Here is a 17,334-nt window from a genome sequence, read left to right on the forward strand (position 1 = left end):
CCGATGCTCGCCCGTTCGGGGTGGGGAGGGAGCTGAACTCCCTCCCCACTCGAATCGGGTTAGGCGGCTGGCGCGTAGTTGTAGATGGACGGGACGGCCTGCTGAACCTGCTTCTCAACCGTGATGAGGTCGGAGTGGTAGGTGTAGACCTGATCGATCCGGTACACAGGCGCAAACCAGGCGTTGTCCGAGATCCACTTGTTGACGGCCTGCGCGCGATCCGCGGATTCGTCACCGCCCGCCTGCACCTCGGCGATGAGCGCCTGCAGCTCTGGGTCGGTCGAGTCGAAGGGGTTGTAGATCGCCTCAGTCGAGATGATCTGGTTAATCGCGACCCACGGCTCTCCCTGGAAGAGGTTCTGGTAGAGCACTGGGTACTTACCAGCCGTGAGGTCATCGAGGAACGTCTGCACGTTGACCGTCTCGATCTTCACAGTGATGCCGACATCGGCGAGTTGCTGGGACAGAGCAGCGAGCGCTGACTCGAAGCCGGGCCCGGCTGCGATCGGAAGTTCGAATCCGTCTGCGTAGCCGGCTTCGGCGAGGAGCTTGCGAGCGCGGTCAGGGTCGAAGTTGTACGCACTGTCGAGGTCGTCGACGAATGCCCCGCTGTCAGGTCCGAAGACCTGCTGAGTCGGGTCTCCGTACCCGCGAAGGATGGAGGTGAGCATGGTGTCGCGATCAATGGCGAAGTTGATTGCCTGACGGACTTTCACGTCGCCGAGGGCGGGCACTGTCTCCCCTGCGCGGTCGAAGAGGAGGAGGCCCTGCCAGTCGACCTGGTAGTCCTCGATCGTGGCGAGATCGCCTGCGGTTGCCTGCTCTGCGGTGGACGCGTCCAGGATGGTGGCGTCAACCTGGTTGGAGAGGAGCGCATTCAACCGGGCGGTGAGCTCTTCGTATGGTTTGAGGACTACGGAGCCGAACTTCTGAAGTTCTGGGTTCCAGTAGTCTTCCCGCGCGGTGAAGACGAGCTGAGACCCTGTCACGGACTGCGCCGTATCCATGACGTACGGTCCGCTGCCGACCGGTGTCGCGATGATCCCGTCAGTGGCGAGTGAGGCGGGGCTGCCCATGAGGCCGGCTGCCTGCGAGAGGTAGTACTCGAAGGCGGGGTCCGGCTGGCTCAGCGTGATCGTCACGGTGTCCGCGTCTACGGGTTCGACCACGGATACGGCCGCGACCTGTGCGGCTTGGCGACCGTTGTTGTTCTTGAGGTTCTCGATGTTGGCTTTGACCGCCTCCGCGTCGAAGGCGGCGCCGTCGCTGAACGTCACGTCGTCTCGCAGCTCGAGGGTCAGTACAGTGCGGTCTTCGTTGTAGCTCCACTCTTCCGCCAGCATCGGCGACAGCGTGCCGTCCGGCTCGCGGAGGATGAGTGTGTCGTAGGCGATTTGGTACGGCTGCAGGGAGTGCCCGACGTGAGCCTGCGAGGGATCCCACGAGGTGGGCTCTCCGAGGATGCCGAGCGTGAGGGTCTGCGCGCCTCCGGCAGCTGGGCCCCCGTTTTGTGCGCCGCCACCGGCACAACCGGCGAGGAGTGCCGTCGCCGCGAGAGTGGCGGCAACTGCTACAAGTCGTTTCTTTGCCAACTTCATTGTCAGATTCCTTGTTCGTCGTCGATACAGGAGAGGGAGCTCGCGGCGCCCGGCCCTGTTCTGACGGAGCGGTCGGCTGCTGCTGCCTTGCGATCACTGTAGGACGATTCGCGACCGATTGCAATCGATTGCCACAATCGATTGCCAATTCGTCGTATAGCCTTGAAGAAGCGGGTGCGCGGATGCGCCTGCCCCTGAGGCCGAACACCGGGCGAGGTCGCCCGCGAACGCACGAACGGAGGCTGTGACGATGGCGGATCGCGAAAAGGCGAGAGCATCGGCGCCAACGATCTACGACATCGCGTCGCTTGCCGGGGTCTCCGCTTCGACCGTGTCCAGGGCGCTGAATAAGCCGGGCCGCATCAACGCCGAGACTGCGAGCCGGATTCAGCAGGCCGCGGATCAGCTCGGCTACCGCACCAACCCCATGGCTCGTTCCTTGCAGACGGGGCTCACGGGCAACCTTGCCCTAGTGGTCTCCGACCTCACCAACCCTGTCTACTTCAACCTGGTGCGCGGAGCAGAAAGAGTCACGGCGGAAGCAAGATCGATGTTGCTCTTCGCGGACTCCCAGGAAGACGGGGCCGTGGAGGCGGAAGCGGCGGACAGGCTTCTGCGTGTTGCTGATGGCCTGATTCTCGTCGGTTCTCGGCTTGCTGACGAGGAGATCGTTGCGCTGTCGAACATCAAGCCGGTCGTTGTGGTGAATCGTGTTGTGGAAGGTGTCGCGGGGGTGACGGTTGAGACAAGTGCTGGTGCGCGCGCGATCGTGCAGCACCTTCATTCACTCGGGCACCGCCACATCGCCTACGTGCCGGGGCCTGCGGCGTCGTGGATGAATGCGCGGCGATCTGAAGCGATCATCAGTGCGGCGGCCGAGCTGGGCATCGTCGTTCGTTCAGTCGCCTCGTCGGGGCCGACAGTCGACGGTGGCCGTTTCGCCGTTCCGGGCATCCTCGAGACAGGCGCCACCGCGGTAGTCGCCTACAACGATCTTCTTGCCTTCGGCGTCATCCATGGCCTGCGAGGCACGGGCGCCCACGTACCGGCGGATGTGAGTGTCGTTGGATTCGATGACATCTTCGGGTCAGAATTGCTCACTCCATCGCTGACGACGGTGAGGAGCCCGCTCGCGCAGCTGGGTGAGTCGGCGGTCAAGCTCCTGCAGTTGCAGATTGCCGGAAGCGCGCAAGTCACAACGGACCAGCTCTCGACCGAGCTGATCGTGCGTGATTCGACGGGCCCAGCTGCCTCCTAGACCGTACTGGCTCGGTGTCGATCACTGCTGAGGCGCGTGCCGTTCCAGGTAGCTGTAGATCTCACTGTCGTCGACGCCTGGGAAGCGGCCTGCGGGGAGGGATGCGAGGATCTGCGCGTGCAGTCGCGCGCTGGGCCACGCGCGTCCGGCCCAGCGGGCTGCGAGCGCGGGGTCGGGCCGCCGGCAGCAGGTCTCGTCCGGGCAGCGGGACACCTGTCGGTTCTCGGTGTCGCGACCGCGGAAGTACTTCGCGTCGTCGAAGGGCACCCCGAAGGTGATCGAGAACGTGCCCTCGGCTGACTTGCCGGTCTGGATGGTGCTCCAGAAGGTGCCGGCCGGGGTGTCCGTGTACTGCCAGAACTCTGTCGTGCGGTGCTCGATCTCCGTCGCGCGTCGTGCGCCCCACTTGCGACAGACGATCTGCCCTTCAACGGCGCCGGTCACGTCGAGCGGCAGCGGCAAGTCGTCGTTTTCGTACGCCTTGTAGACCTCGCCGACCGAGCCGACGCGCAGGAAGTGCACGCGCATCCCGAGGTGCTCGGTCATGAGGTTCGTCATGCGTAGGGCGGCCGCTTCGTGAGTGACGCCGAAGGCATCGCGGAAGTCCTCGACGGCGAGGTCTCGGTCTTTCTTGCGGGCGCTCAGGAAGTCGACGGCCTGCGTGCGAGGGATGAGGCAGGCCGCGGCGAAGTAGTTGATCTCGAGCCGCTGCCGCAGAAAGTCGGCGTACGAGTCTGGTGGTGTGTGGCCCAGGATGCGGTGGGCGACGGCCTGCAGGGCGATCGAGCGCAGTCCGTGGCCGCCCGGGATGGACTCCGGCGGCAGGTAGATGCGGCCATTCTCGAGGTCGGTGATGCTGCGCGTCGAGCGGGGAAGATCGTCGGCGTAGACGATCTCGAGGCCGAGCTGCTCGACCATGAGGTGCACCTCACGGTGCGTGAGCGCCCCGGCGACGTGCCCCACCTGGCGCAGGCGCTCTTCGGCGACCGCCTCGATCTCGGGCAGGTAGTTGTTCCGCTCCCGCATCCACGCCCGCTGCTGCGTGTTCCGGATGCGCGCTTCCTCTGGTGTCGCAGAGGCGGTCTGTGCGCGACGCTCGAGTTCACGGTGGAGGCCGACAAGCGTCTCGAGGGTGTCGTCTGGCATGCCCTTGCCCCCGCGCAGTTTGGGAAGTCCAAGGCCGGCGAACAGCGGGGAGGCCTGGGCTCGCTTCAGCTCGAGCTCGAGTGCTGCCCGGCTGTTCGGCGCCTCAGCGCGCACAAGGTCCTCGACGGTCACCCCGAGGGCCCTCGCGAAGGAGGGCAGCTCGGAGGGCTTCGGCTCGCGACGCCCGTTCTCTATCAGGGAGATGCGGCTGGGGCTCGTCTCGACCAGTGCAGCGAGGTCGTCGAGCGTGAGCTTTGCGAGCGAGCGGTAATGGCGGATGCGGGCTCCGAGCACGGAGGCGGTATACACGTCGGCGGGCATGACATGACGCTAGCGCAAGAACTGAACTTCTTTACGCATGTTTCTTCGAAAGAGCTCCGGAACTGCATCAAATACTGGGTTCACCCCGCAACAACCGTCAACGACGACAACCCACGAGGACTCACCATGACCCTGCTCCATGAACCCCCGACCTCCGCAGACGCAGACGCAGACACCGGCGAAGGTGTCGACACTGACGCATCTGCGGGCAGCGAGGCCTACGTGCTCCCCTTCAGTGCCGTGCGGCTCGGCGATATTCCGGAGGTGGGCGGCAAGAACGCCTCACTCGGCGAGCTCATCGCCAACCTGCAGGACGCCGGGGTGCGCGTCCCGAACGGCTTCGCGACGACGGCGAGCGCCTTCAACCAGCACCTCCGCGAGACGGGTATCGACTCGTGGATCCGCGGAGAGATCGTGGGCCTCGACGTCGACGACGTGGCGCGCCTCGCGATCGTCGGCGCTCGCATCCGCTCCCGCATCGAGTCAGCGCCCCTCGCCCCCGAGCTCGAGGCCGCGATTCGAGAGGCCTTCGCCGATCTCGAGGCCGAGACCGACGGTGAGCTCCTCGTCGCGGTGCGCTCGAGTGCCACCGCCGAGGATCTGCCGGATGCGTCCTTCGCGGGGCAGCAGGAGACGTTCCTCAACATCGCCGGCATCGAGAACTTGCTCGCCGCCACCCGCAAGGTCTTCGCGTCGCTCTTCACCGACCGGGCCATCGCCTACCGCGTGCACCAGGGCTACGCGCACACCGGGGTCGCGATCTCGGTGGGCGTGCAGCGCATGGTGCGCTCCGACGAGGGCGCGGCCGGAGTCATGTTCAGCGTCGACACCGAGTCGGGCTACGACGGCGCCGTGTTCGTGACCAGCGCCTACGGGCTCGGCGAAGGGGTGGTGCAGGGCGCGGTGAACCCAGACGAGTTCACGGTGCACAAGCGCACCCTCCGCGAGGGGCGGCCTGCGGTGCTCTCTCGTCGTGTCGGCAGCAAGGCGACCCGCATGGTCTTCACGGACGACACCCGCGTCGGCCGCACCACCGAGTTCGTCGAGACGCCGGTGGATGCGCAACGGCGGTTCTCTGTGACCGACGCCGAGGTCACCGAGCTGGCGCTCGCGGCCCTCGCGATCGAGGAGCACTACGGCCGCCCCATGGATATCGAGTGGGGCAAGGACGGCATCGACGGGCGCATCTACATCCTGCAGGCGCGCCCCGAGACCGTGATCTCCCAGCGGGCCGCCGGCACCCTCGAGCGGCACACCCTGCGAGAGCGCAGCGCGACGCTCATCGAGGGTCGGGCCATCGGGCAGCGCATCGGCGCCGGCATCGTGCGTCTGCTCACCTCGCCCTCGCAGATGAGCGAGTTCCAGCAGGGCGACGTGCTGGTCGCCGACATGACCGACCCCGACTGGGAGCCGATCATGAAGCGCGCATCCGCGATCGTCACGAACCGGGGCGGGCGCACCTGCCACGCCGCGATCATCGCCCGCGAGCTCGGAGTGCCCGCCGTTGTCGGCGCGGGGGATGCGACCGAGCGCCTCATGGACGGCGACGAGGTCACCGTGACCTGCGCCGACGGAGAGACGGGGGCAGTGCTTGAGGGCATCCTGCCCATCGAGGTGGAGCGCATCGAGCTCAATTCCTTCCCCGAGCTGCCGGGCAAGATCATGCTCAACGTCGGGAATCCCGACGCCGCGTTCACGCTCGCCGCGCTGCCCAACGACGGCGTGGGCCTCGCCCGCATGGAGTTCGTCATCTCGCGCCAGATCAGCGTGCACCCCCGCACCCTGCTCGAGCTCGGCGACCAGGAGCCGAGCATCCGCGCCGAGGTCGAAGAGCGCATCGCGGCCTACGACTCTCCCGCGGACCTCTTCGTGCGGCGTCTCGCCGAGGGGGTCGCGACGCTCGCGGCGGCCTTCGACGGGAAGCCCGTCATCGTGCGCCTCTCCGATTTCAAGTCGAACGAGTACGCGGGGCTGCTGGGCGGTGCACGCTACGAGCCCGTCGAGGAGAACCCGATGCTCGGCTTCCGCGGGGCGTCCAGGTACATCTCCGCCGAATTCGCGGAGGCGTTTGCGCTCGAGTGCGAGGCGATCAGGTTCGTACGGGATGACATGGGGCTCACGAACGTGAAGGTCATGATCCCGTTTGTGCGCACGGTCGAGGAGGCACGCGCCGTTGTCGAGCGTCTCGCGGAGAACGGACTCGGGCGCGGGCAGAACGGCCTCGAGGTGATCATGATGTGCGAGGTCCCCTCGAACGCGCTCCTCGCCGAGCAGTTCCTCGAGGTCGTCGACGGCTTCTCGATCGGCTCGAACGATCTCACCCAGCTCACCCTCGGCATCGACCGCGACTCTGCGCTCATCGCGGACAGCTTCGACGAGCGCAACCCGGCCGTCCTGCGGCTGATCGACCTCGCGATCGAGGCCTGTGTGAAGCACGGCCGGTACGTCGGCATCTGCGGGCAGGCGCCGAGCGACCACCCGGAGCTCGCGCAGTACCTCTTCGACCGCGGTATCTCCTCGCTGTCGCTCAATCCCGACACGGTCGTGGAGACGTGGACGAGGCTCGCCGCGAAGGACTGAGGCGCGTCTTGGCCTCCTGAGACCGGTGCCCTGCCTGCGGGCAGTGCACCGGTCTCGTCTTCGTGATCGCACTGCGCCCGGCTGGCGCACCGACGACGGATGCCACAATCGTCGGATGCAGATCGACGAGTCCTTGACGCATGTGCTCGCCTGGCGTGGCCGGTCCGTCCACTGGTGGAGCTTCGGTGAGGGGCCCGCCCTCGTGCTCCTGCACGGCACACCCTGGTCTTCGGCGCTGTGGCGGCCGATCGCGGAGGCGCTGTCGAAGCAGTTCACCGTCTACTTGTGGGACATGCCCGGGTACGGTGCATCTTCGAAAGACCCGTCACATGCGGTCGACCTGGGGCTGCAGGGCGAGCTGTTCGCGGAGCTGCTCGACTTCTGGGCCCTCGAACGACCACACGTCGTCGCGCACGACTTCGGCGGCGCGGTGGCCTTGCGTGCGCGCCTGCTCCACGGTGCGGCGTACGCGTCGCTGTGCCTCGTCGACGTCGTCGCCCTGTCACCGTGGGGGTCGCCGTTCTTCACCCTCGTCAAAGAGCACGCCGCTGTCTTCGAGCAACTGCCAGCCGCCGTGCATCGAGGCGCCATCGAGGCATACATCCGCGGGGCCAGCCACGCGGGCCTGCGCGCGGATCACCTTGCCCTGCTCGTCGAGCCGTGGGCGGATGCGGAAGGACAGGCGGCGTTCTACCGGCAGATCGCGCAGGCCGACGAGCGCTTCACCGATGAGGTCGAACCGCTCTACGGCACGATCACCGAACCCGTGCACATCATCTGGGGGAACGAGGACACCTGGATCCCGAGCGACCGTGCGCAACGGCTCAGCGACTGCATCCCGCACGCCACGGTCACCCTCATCGACGGCGCCGGCCACCTGATCCAGCTGGATGCGCCTGCCGCGCTCGCGGCGGAGCTCACGCGGTGGCTGTCGGCTGTGGCTCAGTGAGCGCTGCCGCGGACTGAGTCCGAGGCGCTGCGGACTCAGAACTGTCGCGCGCCAACGTCCGCGCGATGGGCGGTGGCCAGGATCTCGACGAGGCGGTCCGCGGGGAGCGGGGCGCCCGGGTCGCTCAGGTAGTCGGCGCGGAACGCGTCCAGGTCGGCTGCGTAGATCTGCGTGTACCCGCCGGACTCGGGTTCGAAGCTCCACGACTCGGCGAGGGTGCCTGCGTCGACGGTGTCGAAGCCGAGCGTGTCGACGAGCTCCGAGACGCGGGCCTTGGCGTCGCTGTCATCGCCGGCGATCGGTAGCGCGGTGCGCGGCGTCGAACCGGCGAGGTTGGGGATGTGCGTGAAGAGGATGTTGTTGAACGCCTTCACGATGCGCGTGTCCGGCAGCAGCGACTGCTCGTACTCGGCGGTCGTGACGGCGAGGCTGTCGAGCTGTTCGATTCGGCCGTCGCGGTGCGGGTAGTAGTTGCCGGTAGAGAGGACGGTCTTCCCCGCGAAGGCTTCCTGGGGGAGGTTCGGGTAGGCCCCCAGCGGCACGGCGAGGACTGGAATCTCGCCGAATTCGACGGCTTCGCGGACGCTGCCGGCCCGTGCCAGCGGGCCGAGCTCCTCGATGAGTTCCGAGAGGGATGCTGGCCCGCGCGAGTTCGCGACCAGGACTTCCAAGTCTGCCGCGACCGCCAGGCGGGCGACCGCTGCTCCGATGGATCCGCTGCCGATGATTCCGATGCGCTTCATGCTGTTCTCCTTGGGTTCGAGTGATTGGTGGCCTGTTCCCATCCGCTTCTCGTCAGCTCCGACAGTGCAGCACCGGAGGCCTCGTCCGCCATCGCGGCCCCTCGCACCCAGCTCGTTGCGAGGGCTGCGAGGAAGAGGTCGAGGGCGCGAATGTCGGTGCGCGCGCTTCCCTCCTCCTGGGCGGTACGGAGGAATTCATCGGTGGTTGTGATGAAGCCCTGGCAGGTCAGCGCGAGCGGGGAATGGTCGGTTGTGGTGGCGACGCGCAGCGGCTCGGGGAGGCCGTCGAAGGCGCAGGCCCAGTCGGTGACTGCCCTGAGCCAGCCGTCGAGTGCCTCGGCGGCGTTCTTCGCCGAGGTGCGGAGCTCATCCCGTCGGGCCACGAGCTGTTCGTCGCGCGCGGCGAGGAGGGAGGCAAGCAGTGCCTCGCGGTTGGGGAAGTGGCGGTAGAGCGTGCCGGCGCCGATGCCGGCACGTTTCGCGATCGCATCCAGTGATCCGGTGACGCCGTGTTCCGAGAAGTACTGCTCGGCGGTGTCGAGGATGTGGTCACGGTTGCGCCGTGCGTCGGCACGTGGCGCTCGGCGTGCGCTCGCGGTGGATTCGATCATGATGCCCCTCGGTTGACAAAGTGGAGAGCGTCTCCGTATCGTCCTCTCAAAGAGGAGAGTATCTCCATTTCGTCGCGAGTGCCAGTGCTCCCGACAGCAACAGGAAGCGGGCACAATGACCGGCAAGAACAAGATGATCCTCGGGCTGCACACCGGCAGCGGATACGGCTCGCAGAGCTCAGCCTGGCGGGCCCCCGGCGTCGACCCGGCCAACTACACGAGCTTCGACGCGCAGGTCCGGTACGCGCAGGCCGCCGAGCGCGGGAAGTTCGCGTTCCTGTTCTTCCCGGACTTCCCGGGCGAGCAGGTGGACCTCTCCCGAGAGTCGTTCATGATCTCCATCGATCCGCTGATGACGCTCGCGGCGATCGCACGCGAGACCGACAGGATCGGCCTCGTCGCGACCGCATCCACGACCTTCAACGAGCCGTTCACGATCGCCCGTCAGTTCAAGGCGCTCGACATCATGAGCCACGGCCGAGCTGGCTGGAACGCCGTCACGACAAGCGACCCGGGAGCGGCTGCTAACTTCGGCCGCACCGTCGCGCCGAGACCCGAGCGATACCAGCGCGCCCACGAGACGATCCAGATCGTCGAGGCGCTCTGGGGGAGCTGGCAAGAGGATGCGTGGGTGAGGGACAGGTCTACGGGTCGCTTCGCTGACCGGGACAAGATCAGGCCCATCAACCTGCAGGGTGAGCACGTCGCCTCCCGCGGACCGTTGAACATCCCGCCGTCGGAGCAGGGGCAGCCCGTGATCTTCTCGGCCGGAGGCGGAGCGAACGGGGCCGAGATCGCCGGCCGTCACGCGAGCGGCGTCATCGGGGCCGTGTTCACGATCGAGGATGCGCGGGAGCAGCGGGAGGCGTTGCGGGAAGCCGCGCGGGCGGCTGGCCGCGACCCGGACGACGTGAAGTTCTTCGCCGGTCTCATGCCCGCCCTCGGCGCCACGAAGCGTGAGGCACTCGACCGTCGGGTGGCCCTCGGTGAGTTCTCTGCGCCGGCCCGTGTCGGGTACCTCGGCCAGATGTTGAATCTGCCGTCGGCTCTCGACCCCTCCCAGCTCGACAAGCCCCTCACCGCCGGCCAGCTGGTCGCCGCGAGCCCGAACCCGTACGACCCGCGCTCCGCCCGCGCCCTCGAGATCGCTCGCGAGGGGTGGACGATCCGCGACATCCTCGCGCACGGAGTCAACGACTACCACCCCACCCCTGTCGGCCCGGCGAGCGTGGTCGCCGACCACATGCAGGAGTGGTTCGAGGCCGGGGCGTGCGACGGCTTCTGGGTGTCGGTCGACGTCAACGAGGATGGCATCGACGCGTTTGTCGACGAGGTGATCCCGATCCTGCAGGAGCGTGGCATCTACCACGACGACTACGAGGGTTCGACGCTTCGGAATCACCTCGGTGCGCCGGCCCAGTACGGTCGGGACCCCCGAGTCGTCTGAGGCAACACGGTGGAGTCCAGCGCGTCGCTCTGCGGACACGCTCACCTTGAACTCCGCCGCCGTTCAGCGTGCGTTCCTACGATGCTGCAATGGCACAGCTCAGTGACGAGAACCTCATCGAGAACCTCATCGAGTCCATCGCCGAACGACTCGTGGAGACGGGCCGCACTCTGAGCGTGGCGGAGTCCCTCACTTGCGGGAGGGTCGCCTCCACGCTCGGTGGCGGCTCTGACACGAAGACGTGGCTGCGTGGCGGAGTCGTCGCTTACCAGACGGAGGTCAAGCAGCGCGTCCTCGGGGTGACGCCCGGCCCGGTCGTCTCAGCGCGATGCGCGGAAGAGCTCGCGGTCGGAGTGGCGAGGCTGCTCGAATCCGACGTCTCGATCGCGACGACGGGTGCAGGCGGTCCAGGGCCGGAAGAGGGGGAGCCGGAAGGCACCGTCTACGTCGGCTGGTGTGTGGACGGCGTCGTGGGCAGCGAACGTCACGACTTCGACGGGGAGCCGGACGAGATCCTCGATCAGACCGTCCGTCAGGTGCTGGAACGGCTGGAGAGTCTGCTCGGAGGAAGAGGGGGAGAGCCAGCGCTGAGCTGATCAGGGATGCAGAGAAGCGGCAGCCGACTGAGTCGACTGCCGCATCCCGGTGCTGAAGCGTGTGCTCGTGAGAGCTAGTTCTTGAAGGCGTCCTTGACGTCTTCGCCGGCCTGCTTCACGTTGGCCTTGGCCTGGTCGGCCTTGCCCTCGGCGACGAGCTTGTCGTTGTCGGTGACCTTGCCGAGTGCTTCCTTGGCCTTGCCGCCGAACTCTTCGGCTGCGTTCTTGATCTTGTCTCCTGCGCTCATGGCAGTTCCTTTCTGTTGCGGGATGCGGTGCCGTCGAAGTGCGGAACCGCGGTGGTGAGTTGTGGTGGCGGTTCCTACTGGAGCCGCGTCGACTGCTGGACGCGAGCGCGGAACCCGCCGCTCAGCTGAAGCAGGACCGGGACCTCCCGGCCGAGGAGCGCATCCAGGGCCTCGAGGTTCTGCTCGACGATCGCCGTCGCGTCTCTTGGGGAGACGCCACGTCGGCAGGTTGCCGAGACCTTGAGCACGGGCGTGCGCTTCACGTCGTAGGCGGAGACACTGGTCGTGAGGAACTCGTCACGGGCACCGAGCGCCTCCGAGAGTGCGTCCTTGGCGACCGTGACATCGACGATGGTGCGGCCGGTGTCGGCCGTGCGGTCGCGGATGATCGTTCCCGTGCGTCCCTGCCCCTGGCGGAGGCTGAACACGAGCAACAGGACGATGCCGATAACGATGACCGCGACAAGGGCGATCAGGAGCCAGCTTGATCCGCTGTCCGCGAGCGGGGTCTGCTGGAGCCAGCCCGTGACCTGCGTGTTCACGCTGTCTGCGATGGGCGTCCAGGTGTCCTTCGCTCCGGGAAGCCACGCTCCGACTGCCGCGGCCGCGCCGACGAGGAGGAGGAGGAGGCCCGTGGCGACGATGAGGAGGCGGTTCAGGCCTCGGTTCGTGCTGTTCATGCGCCGACCTTCCCGTTCTCTGCGATGCGCACCTTCGCGGTGACGCTCGGCTGCAGCTTGTACTGCTCGAGCTGCTCGTTCACGGCCGCCGCGATGGCGGCTGCGTCGACGGGCACGCCCGAAGCAGGGATGAGGTGCACGTCCGCGCGTCGATGCGAGACCGAGACGGTCACGTTGTCTGGGCTGACGTGGCCGGCGCGAGCCGCATGGCGGGCGAGGGCTGATGCGATGACCGCGTTGTCGGCGATCGTCGCGGTGCGAGTGGAGTTCAGGGTGTGGCGTGCGCGTCGTCCTGGGGCGAGACCCGCGATGAGCAGGATCAGGCCGACGACGGCGACGATCACGCCGGCGATCCCGACGTACTGCGCCGGCTGCTCCAGCACGCCCAGCGCGGAGCTGAACATGTCAGCTGGCGCGACGAGCAGCGCCGGGAGGGCGAGGAGCGACAGTACGATCTCCGTGCCGATCCAGGCCGCCACGATGATGAGCAGCACCGCGAGGATGATCGCGAGCACCGACCGGGGGGAGTGCGTCTCCCGTCGGGAGATGCGTGCGTAGAGCGACGTGGGGGTGCTCATCTGACTCGCTCCTCGGCTTTGATGTTGAGCCCGGTCACCCGGATGGTGACGAGGCCGACGTGCGAGCCGGTGAGGGCCTGCACTTGGTCGCGGATGGTGGTTTTCGCGGTGTCGACCCGCTCGAGGAGTGGACCGCCGCTGCGCTCGAGTGCGCCTGGCTGCTCGCGGATGCGGGCGAGCGATGGAACCCGGATGGGGGTCCGCAGGCGGAGTGCGAGCTTGCCGTTGTGGTCGTCGAGGTCGACGCTGACGCTGCCAGCGTCGACCCCGAGCGCGTCACCGGCGACAGCTGACACGAGACGGGTCAGGGCCTTCGCGGTGAGTCGTGTAGTGCCTCGCTGCGCCGCGCCGCTGAGTGTGGTCGCGGCTGCGCTCATGAGGAGGTGTTCCGTCCACGAATGACGTCAACGAGCGCGGTGGCGTCGAGCTTTCCTTCGAGGATGCGTCCGATGATGCCGCCGACGATCATTGCGATCGCCACGAAGAAGAATGCCCAGAAGCCCAGGATGATCCAGGTGAGCGCGAGGACCGCGCCGATCAGGATGCCGGTTCGTGTGAGGGATGCGGTGTTCACTGGACTCGCGCTTCTTCCGTCTTGTCATTGTTGTCGTCCTCGGAGGGGAGGTGCACGTCGTTGACGGTGACGTTGACCTCGGTGACTTCGAGGCCGACGATGGTCTCGATGGCGCGGATCACGTCGGCGCGCACGCCGTCCGCGACATCCTGCAGCGAGACGGGGTACTCGGCGACGATGGTGACGTCGACTGCGACCTGCTTCTCGCCGACCTCGACGTTCACGCCCTGGCTCTGGTCGGCCTGGTTGATGGCGTTGCGGATGGCACCGATGGCACGAGCCGCGCCGCCACCCAGGTCGTAGACGCCGCGAGCGTCGCGTGCTGCGATGCCGGCAACGCGGGCCACAACACTGTCGACGATCGTCGTCGTTCCGCGTCCGCCTGCGGTGTTCGTGGGGACAACGCTGCTCGAGGTCTGAACCGTCTTGGGGGCGGAAGCGGTGTTGGGTGTCGTGTTCGCCATGATGCTCTTCTTTCTGGTCTCTGCCCCGGTGCCGGTGCACCGTGTGGGCTTGTACAGGTGAGACGCAGCCGACCCCCGATGTGTCACAAACCCGTTTGGTGCTCACAGGTAGCGCTCAGGTTCGGGGCGTGATCCGCGCTGGGAGGCGCATCCGGGGCCACGCGAGCGCCCGACGTTGTGCTTGCTCCGCGGGATGCCTACACTCGAATGGTCAGGCACTGATCCAGTGCTCGCGCCCGGAAAAGGGGCGCTACCAGCGTGGCATCGTCGCAGCGCTCGGTTCACACGCTGTGAGACATACACGGAATCCCACCGGTATGACTCAGGAGCACCCTCATGACCTCTGTTGTCGAACGCATCGCCACGACAATCGCCCCCCACATCTCTGAAGCCTTCGCCCTCATGGGCAACGGCAACGCCTATCTTCTCGACGCCATCTCGCGGCTCACCGACGTCCACCTGACGACCGTGAGGCACGAGGTCGCGACGGTCGCCTCCGCCGACGCGTATACGCGCATCACCCGGCAGTTGGCGCTCGCGAGCGTCACGTACGGCGCCGGATTCACCAACACGCTTACGGCCCTCGCGGATGCCCGCATGCAGCGGACCCCGATGCTGGTCGTCGCCGGGGCTCCCCGCACGACGGGCCGGAAGCCGTGGGATGTCGATCAGACCGCGCTTGCCGCGGCCCTCGGCGTGCCGACGATCGAGGTCACGGCGGAAGCGCCGGGGGCGGCGACGCTGGCCGCGATGCGGCTCGCCGTCGCGGACCGGACACCCGTGGTGCTGGCGCTGCCGTACGACCTGCCCACCGCATCCACCGACGAGCCGGAAGTGTGGGCGCCCACACTCGCCGTCGAGCGGCTGCAGGCGGATGCTCAAGCTGTCGAGCGCGTTGCGGAACGCCTGCGAAGCGCTCGGCGACCGCTGATTCTTGCCGGCCGCGGCGCTCTGCAGGCTCGCGCCGAACTGCGAGACCTGGCCGACGAGCTCGGCGCATTGAGCGTCGCGTCCGCCCCCACCCGCGGCTTCTTCGAGGGCCGAGCGCTGCCCCTGGACCTCGGTGTGGCTGGCGGGTTCTCCAGCGAGACGACGCTCGCGCACACGCGCTCGGCCGACGTGGTGCTGGTTGTGGGGGCATCCCTGAACCAGTTCACGATGGCGTTCGGGAACCTGCTCGGGGCGGAAGCGCACGTCGTGCAGATCGACGTGCTTGACGAGGCGACACACGCTCGTGTTGACGAGTATGTCCGTGCCGACGCGGTCGACGCAGTGCAGGCGCTGCTCGGCGCCGTCTCGGGTCGCTCCTCATCGGTTGCCGGCGACCGCTGGGCTGGCATCAACCGCGACGAGATCGCGGGCGCGCACTTCGACCGGCCGCTCGGCGCGGAATTCGCGGACGACGGACGGCTTGACCCGCGTGGCCTCGCGACAACCCTCAACGGGATGCTCCCCGCTGACCGCCACTTCGCGAGCGACGGCGGCCACTTCATCGGCTGGGCGTCCACCCACTTCTCCGTGCCGCGCCCGGACAGCGTGACCATGGTGGGCACGGCGTTCCAATCGATCGGACTCGGCTTCCCGAGCGCGCCGGGGGCGGCGAGGGCGCGCCCGGAGAGCCTCCTGGTGGTGCCGACGGGCGACGGCGGCGGGCTCATGGGCATCGCCGACCTGGACTCGCTCGTGCGTGCCGCCCGAAGCGCTGTTGTGGTCGTCTACAACGACGCCGCCTACAACGCCGAGGTGCAGCAGTACGGGCGCCAGGGCCTCGACCAGGCTCCGATGCTCATCGACGAGGTCGACTTCTCGCAGATCGCTAAGGGCGTGGGCGCAGCCTCGAGCATCATCCGCAGCTGGGCCGATCTTGCCCCCTTCGAGGACTGGCTGCGCGCCGGCGCACACGGCACGTTCCTGCTCGACTGCCGCATCTCGCGAGAAATCGTCGCGCCGTACCAGGTTGAGATCCTCGACGAGGTCTTCGGCCTCGACGTCGAGGCCATGGGCCTGCGCGAGGCCATCCGCGCGTAGCTCGCAGCTGCCCTTCATCCGGAGCAGACGACGATCGCCCGCCCACCTCAGCGGTGGACGGGCGATCGGCGTCTTGACGGGGTCTGCGGCGTGCGGCTACTTGCTCGAGAGCACGAAGGGGCTCTTGGCCTGCTCCTCCTCGTGGTCGGGGCCGAGCGGGATGCCCTTGCGGTCGCGCAGCAGGAGGGTCGCGACGAGGCCGATGAGCGTCATTCCGCCGAGGTAGAAGGCGACCGCCGTGGTCCCTCCCGTCGCCTGCACGAGGGCCGAGGCGATCGTGGGAGCGAACGCCCCGCCGAGGATCGCGCCGATCGCATACGTGATGGAGACGCCAGAGAAGCGGATGGATGCGGGGAACAGCTCCGTGTAGAGCGCGGCCTGCGGGCCGTAGGTGAATCCGGTGCCAACTGTGAGCACCGCGAGGCCGAGGAAGAGCAGCCACGGGTTGCCGGTGTTCACGAGGGGGAACAGGGCGGCAACGCCGACAAGCTGCGCGATCCAGCCGACGATGTAGGTGTTGCGCCTGCCCCAGAAGTCGGAGACCCAGCCGGAGAGCCCGGTGAAGATGAGCCACGTCACCGCCGACCCCGTCACAGCCCACAGGACCTCACCGCGCTCGAGGCCGACGGCACCGCTCGGGTCGGTCGCGTAGTTCTGGATGTACCCGCCTGTGGTCATGTAGCCGACCGCGTTGTTGCCGGCGAGGACAAGAGCCGCGACAAGCACAAGCGGCGTGTGCTTCTTGAAGAGCTGCACGATGGGGGCCGTCGTCTGCTCCTTGCGCGCCGCGATCTCGGTGAAGACGGGGCTCTCCTCGACCTTGCGGCGCACGTAGTAGCGGACCACGATGAGGACGACGCTGAAGAGGAACGGGATACGCCAGCCCCACTCGAGGAACGCGTCGCCTGGTGCGATCACGGTCATGAGGGCGAGCACGCCGGAGGCGAGGAGCAGGCCGAGGGGCACGCCGATCTGCGGCGCCGCGCCGAAGAGCCCGCGCCGCGTCTTGGGGGCGTGTTCCACGGCCATGAGCACCGCGCCGCCCCACTCGCCACCGGCGGAGATGCCCTGCAGGATGCGCAGGAGGATCAGCAGGACCGGCGCTGCCAGGCCGATGCTCTCGTATGTCGGGAGGAGTCCCACGAGCGTTGTCGCGACGCCCATGAGGATGAGGGTCAGCATGAGCACCAGCCGGCGCCCGTACTTGTCGCCGAGGTGGCCTGCGATGAAGGCGCCGAGTGGTCGGAACAGGAAGCTGATGCCGACGCTCACGAACGCGATGATCTGGGCGAACTCCTGGCCTGCCGGCGCGAAGAAGAGCTGCCCGAAGACGAGCCCGGCGGCGGAGGCGTAGAGGAAGAAGTCGTACCACTCGACGGTGGTGCCGACGATCGTGGCGAAGGCGACGCGCCTGCGGTCGGTGGTGAGGGCGATGGTGCCCGTCTGGGTGAGGTGGGGCGTCGGGGGTTGCTTTGGCATGTGTCACTCCGTTGTGGCGTGGATGGGGGATGCG

The 17,334-nt window shown here is 67.5% G+C and carries 17 protein-coding genes; 6 read left to right on the plus strand and 11 right to left on the minus strand.

Features of this window, described 5'->3' with window-relative positions; all coding sequences use genetic code 11:
• Positions 1-59 precede the first annotated feature (59 nt).
• Positions 60-1,598 (minus strand): ABC transporter substrate-binding protein, encoded by a 1,539-nt coding sequence (locus C5B85_RS07580; protein WP_104285395.1) that lies wholly within the window; start codon positions 1,596-1,598, stop codon positions 60-62.
• Positions 1,599-1,848: 250 nt separating this feature from the next.
• On the opposite strand from C5B85_RS07580, the gene C5B85_RS07585 reads away from it, so the two are divergent.
• Positions 1,849-2,856 carry a LacI family DNA-binding transcriptional regulator gene (locus C5B85_RS07585; protein ID WP_146077877.1) on the plus strand — a complete coding sequence of 336 codons (1,008 nt, stop codon included), beginning with the start codon at positions 1,849-1,851 and terminating at the stop codon, positions 2,854-2,856.
• Positions 2,857-2,877: 21 nt separating this feature from the next.
• On the opposite strand, the gene C5B85_RS07590 is transcribed toward C5B85_RS07585, so the two are convergent.
• The gene (locus C5B85_RS07590; protein ID WP_104285397.1) at positions 2,878-4,323 is read right to left on the minus strand and encodes a helix-turn-helix domain-containing protein; all 1,446 of its coding nucleotides are present in this window, start codon (positions 4,321-4,323) and stop codon (positions 2,878-2,880) included.
• 126 nt (positions 4,324-4,449) lie between these two features.
• On the opposite strand from C5B85_RS07590, the gene ppsA reads away from it, so the two are divergent.
• On the plus strand, positions 4,450-6,903 hold the full coding sequence (gene ppsA, locus C5B85_RS07595) for a phosphoenolpyruvate synthase (protein WP_104285398.1): 2,454 nt from the start codon (positions 4,450-4,452) through the stop codon (positions 6,901-6,903).
• A 115-nt stretch (positions 6,904-7,018) separates the two neighbouring features.
• Positions 7,019-7,852 carry an alpha/beta fold hydrolase gene (locus C5B85_RS07600; RefSeq protein ID WP_104285399.1) on the plus strand — a complete coding sequence of 278 codons (834 nt, stop codon included), beginning with the start codon at positions 7,019-7,021 and terminating at the stop codon, positions 7,850-7,852.
• A 35-nt stretch (positions 7,853-7,887) separates the two neighbouring features.
• Here C5B85_RS07600 and C5B85_RS07605 read toward each other — a convergent pair whose 3' ends face one another.
• Together C5B85_RS07605 and C5B85_RS07610 are read right to left on the minus strand one after the other, a co-directional pair.
• The gene (locus C5B85_RS07605) at positions 7,888-8,595 is read right to left on the minus strand and encodes an NADPH-dependent F420 reductase (protein ID WP_104285400.1); all 708 of its coding nucleotides are present in this window, start codon (positions 8,593-8,595) and stop codon (positions 7,888-7,890) included.
• On the minus strand, positions 8,592-9,206 hold the full coding sequence (locus C5B85_RS07610; RefSeq protein ID WP_104285401.1) for a TetR/AcrR family transcriptional regulator: 615 nt from the start codon (positions 9,204-9,206) through the stop codon (positions 8,592-8,594). The genes C5B85_RS07605 and C5B85_RS07610 overlap by 4 nt, the downstream gene beginning before the upstream one ends.
• A gap of 115 nt (positions 9,207-9,321) precedes the next feature.
• Here C5B85_RS07610 and C5B85_RS07615 point away from each other — a divergent pair, with 115 nt between their 5' ends.
• Together C5B85_RS07615 and C5B85_RS07620 are read left to right on the plus strand one after the other, a co-directional pair.
• Positions 9,322-10,653 (plus strand): NtaA/DmoA family FMN-dependent monooxygenase, encoded by a 1,332-nt coding sequence (locus C5B85_RS07615; RefSeq protein ID WP_104285402.1) that lies wholly within the window; start codon positions 9,322-9,324, stop codon positions 10,651-10,653.
• 89 nt (positions 10,654-10,742) lie between these two features.
• Positions 10,743-11,249, plus strand: coding sequence for a CinA family protein (locus C5B85_RS07620; RefSeq protein ID WP_104285403.1), 507 nt, complete (start codon positions 10,743-10,745; stop codon positions 11,247-11,249).
• Positions 11,250-11,323: 74 nt separating this feature from the next.
• Here the strand turns inward: C5B85_RS07620 and C5B85_RS07625 are convergent, their stop codons facing one another.
• The 6 genes from C5B85_RS07625 to C5B85_RS07650 form a co-directional block, all read right to left on the minus strand.
• On the minus strand, positions 11,324-11,497 hold the full coding sequence (locus C5B85_RS07625; RefSeq protein ID WP_104285404.1) for a CsbD family protein: 174 nt from the start codon (positions 11,495-11,497) through the stop codon (positions 11,324-11,326).
• 74 nt (positions 11,498-11,571) lie between these two features.
• On the minus strand, positions 11,572-12,177 hold the full coding sequence (locus C5B85_RS07630) for a hypothetical protein (protein WP_104285405.1): 606 nt from the start codon (positions 12,175-12,177) through the stop codon (positions 11,572-11,574).
• Positions 12,174-12,755, minus strand: coding sequence for a DUF6286 domain-containing protein (locus tag C5B85_RS07635; RefSeq protein ID WP_104285406.1), 582 nt, complete (start codon positions 12,753-12,755; stop codon positions 12,174-12,176). Before C5B85_RS07635 ends, C5B85_RS07630 begins: the two co-directional genes overlap by 4 nt.
• Entirely contained in the window at positions 12,752-13,132 is a 381-nt protein-coding gene (locus tag C5B85_RS07640) for a hypothetical protein (RefSeq protein ID WP_104285407.1), read from the minus strand. Before C5B85_RS07640 ends, C5B85_RS07635 begins: the two co-directional genes overlap by 4 nt.
• Positions 13,129-13,329: a DUF2273 domain-containing protein gene (locus tag C5B85_RS07645; RefSeq protein WP_104285408.1), complete on the minus strand. Its 201-nt coding sequence runs from the start codon at positions 13,327-13,329 to the stop codon at positions 13,129-13,131. Before C5B85_RS07645 ends, C5B85_RS07640 begins: the two co-directional genes overlap by 4 nt.
• The gene (locus C5B85_RS07650; RefSeq protein WP_104285409.1) at positions 13,326-13,793 is read right to left on the minus strand and encodes an Asp23/Gls24 family envelope stress response protein; all 468 of its coding nucleotides are present in this window, start codon (positions 13,791-13,793) and stop codon (positions 13,326-13,328) included. Before C5B85_RS07650 ends, C5B85_RS07645 begins: the two co-directional genes overlap by 4 nt.
• Before the next feature lie 336 nt (positions 13,794-14,129).
• On the opposite strand from C5B85_RS07650, the gene C5B85_RS07655 reads away from it, so the two are divergent.
• On the plus strand, positions 14,130-15,821 hold the full coding sequence (locus C5B85_RS07655) for a thiamine pyrophosphate-binding protein (protein WP_104285410.1): 1,692 nt from the start codon (positions 14,130-14,132) through the stop codon (positions 15,819-15,821).
• 96 nt (positions 15,822-15,917) lie between these two features.
• Here the strand turns inward: C5B85_RS07655 and C5B85_RS07660 are convergent, their stop codons facing one another.
• Positions 15,918-17,300 (minus strand): MFS transporter, encoded by a 1,383-nt coding sequence (locus C5B85_RS07660; RefSeq protein WP_104285411.1) that lies wholly within the window; start codon positions 17,298-17,300, stop codon positions 15,918-15,920.
• Positions 17,301-17,334 lie beyond the last annotated feature (34 nt).

This window comes from Pseudoclavibacter sp. AY1F1, from assembly GCF_002931075.1.
GTDB lineage: Bacteria > Actinomycetota > Actinomycetes > Actinomycetales > Microbacteriaceae > Pseudoclavibacter.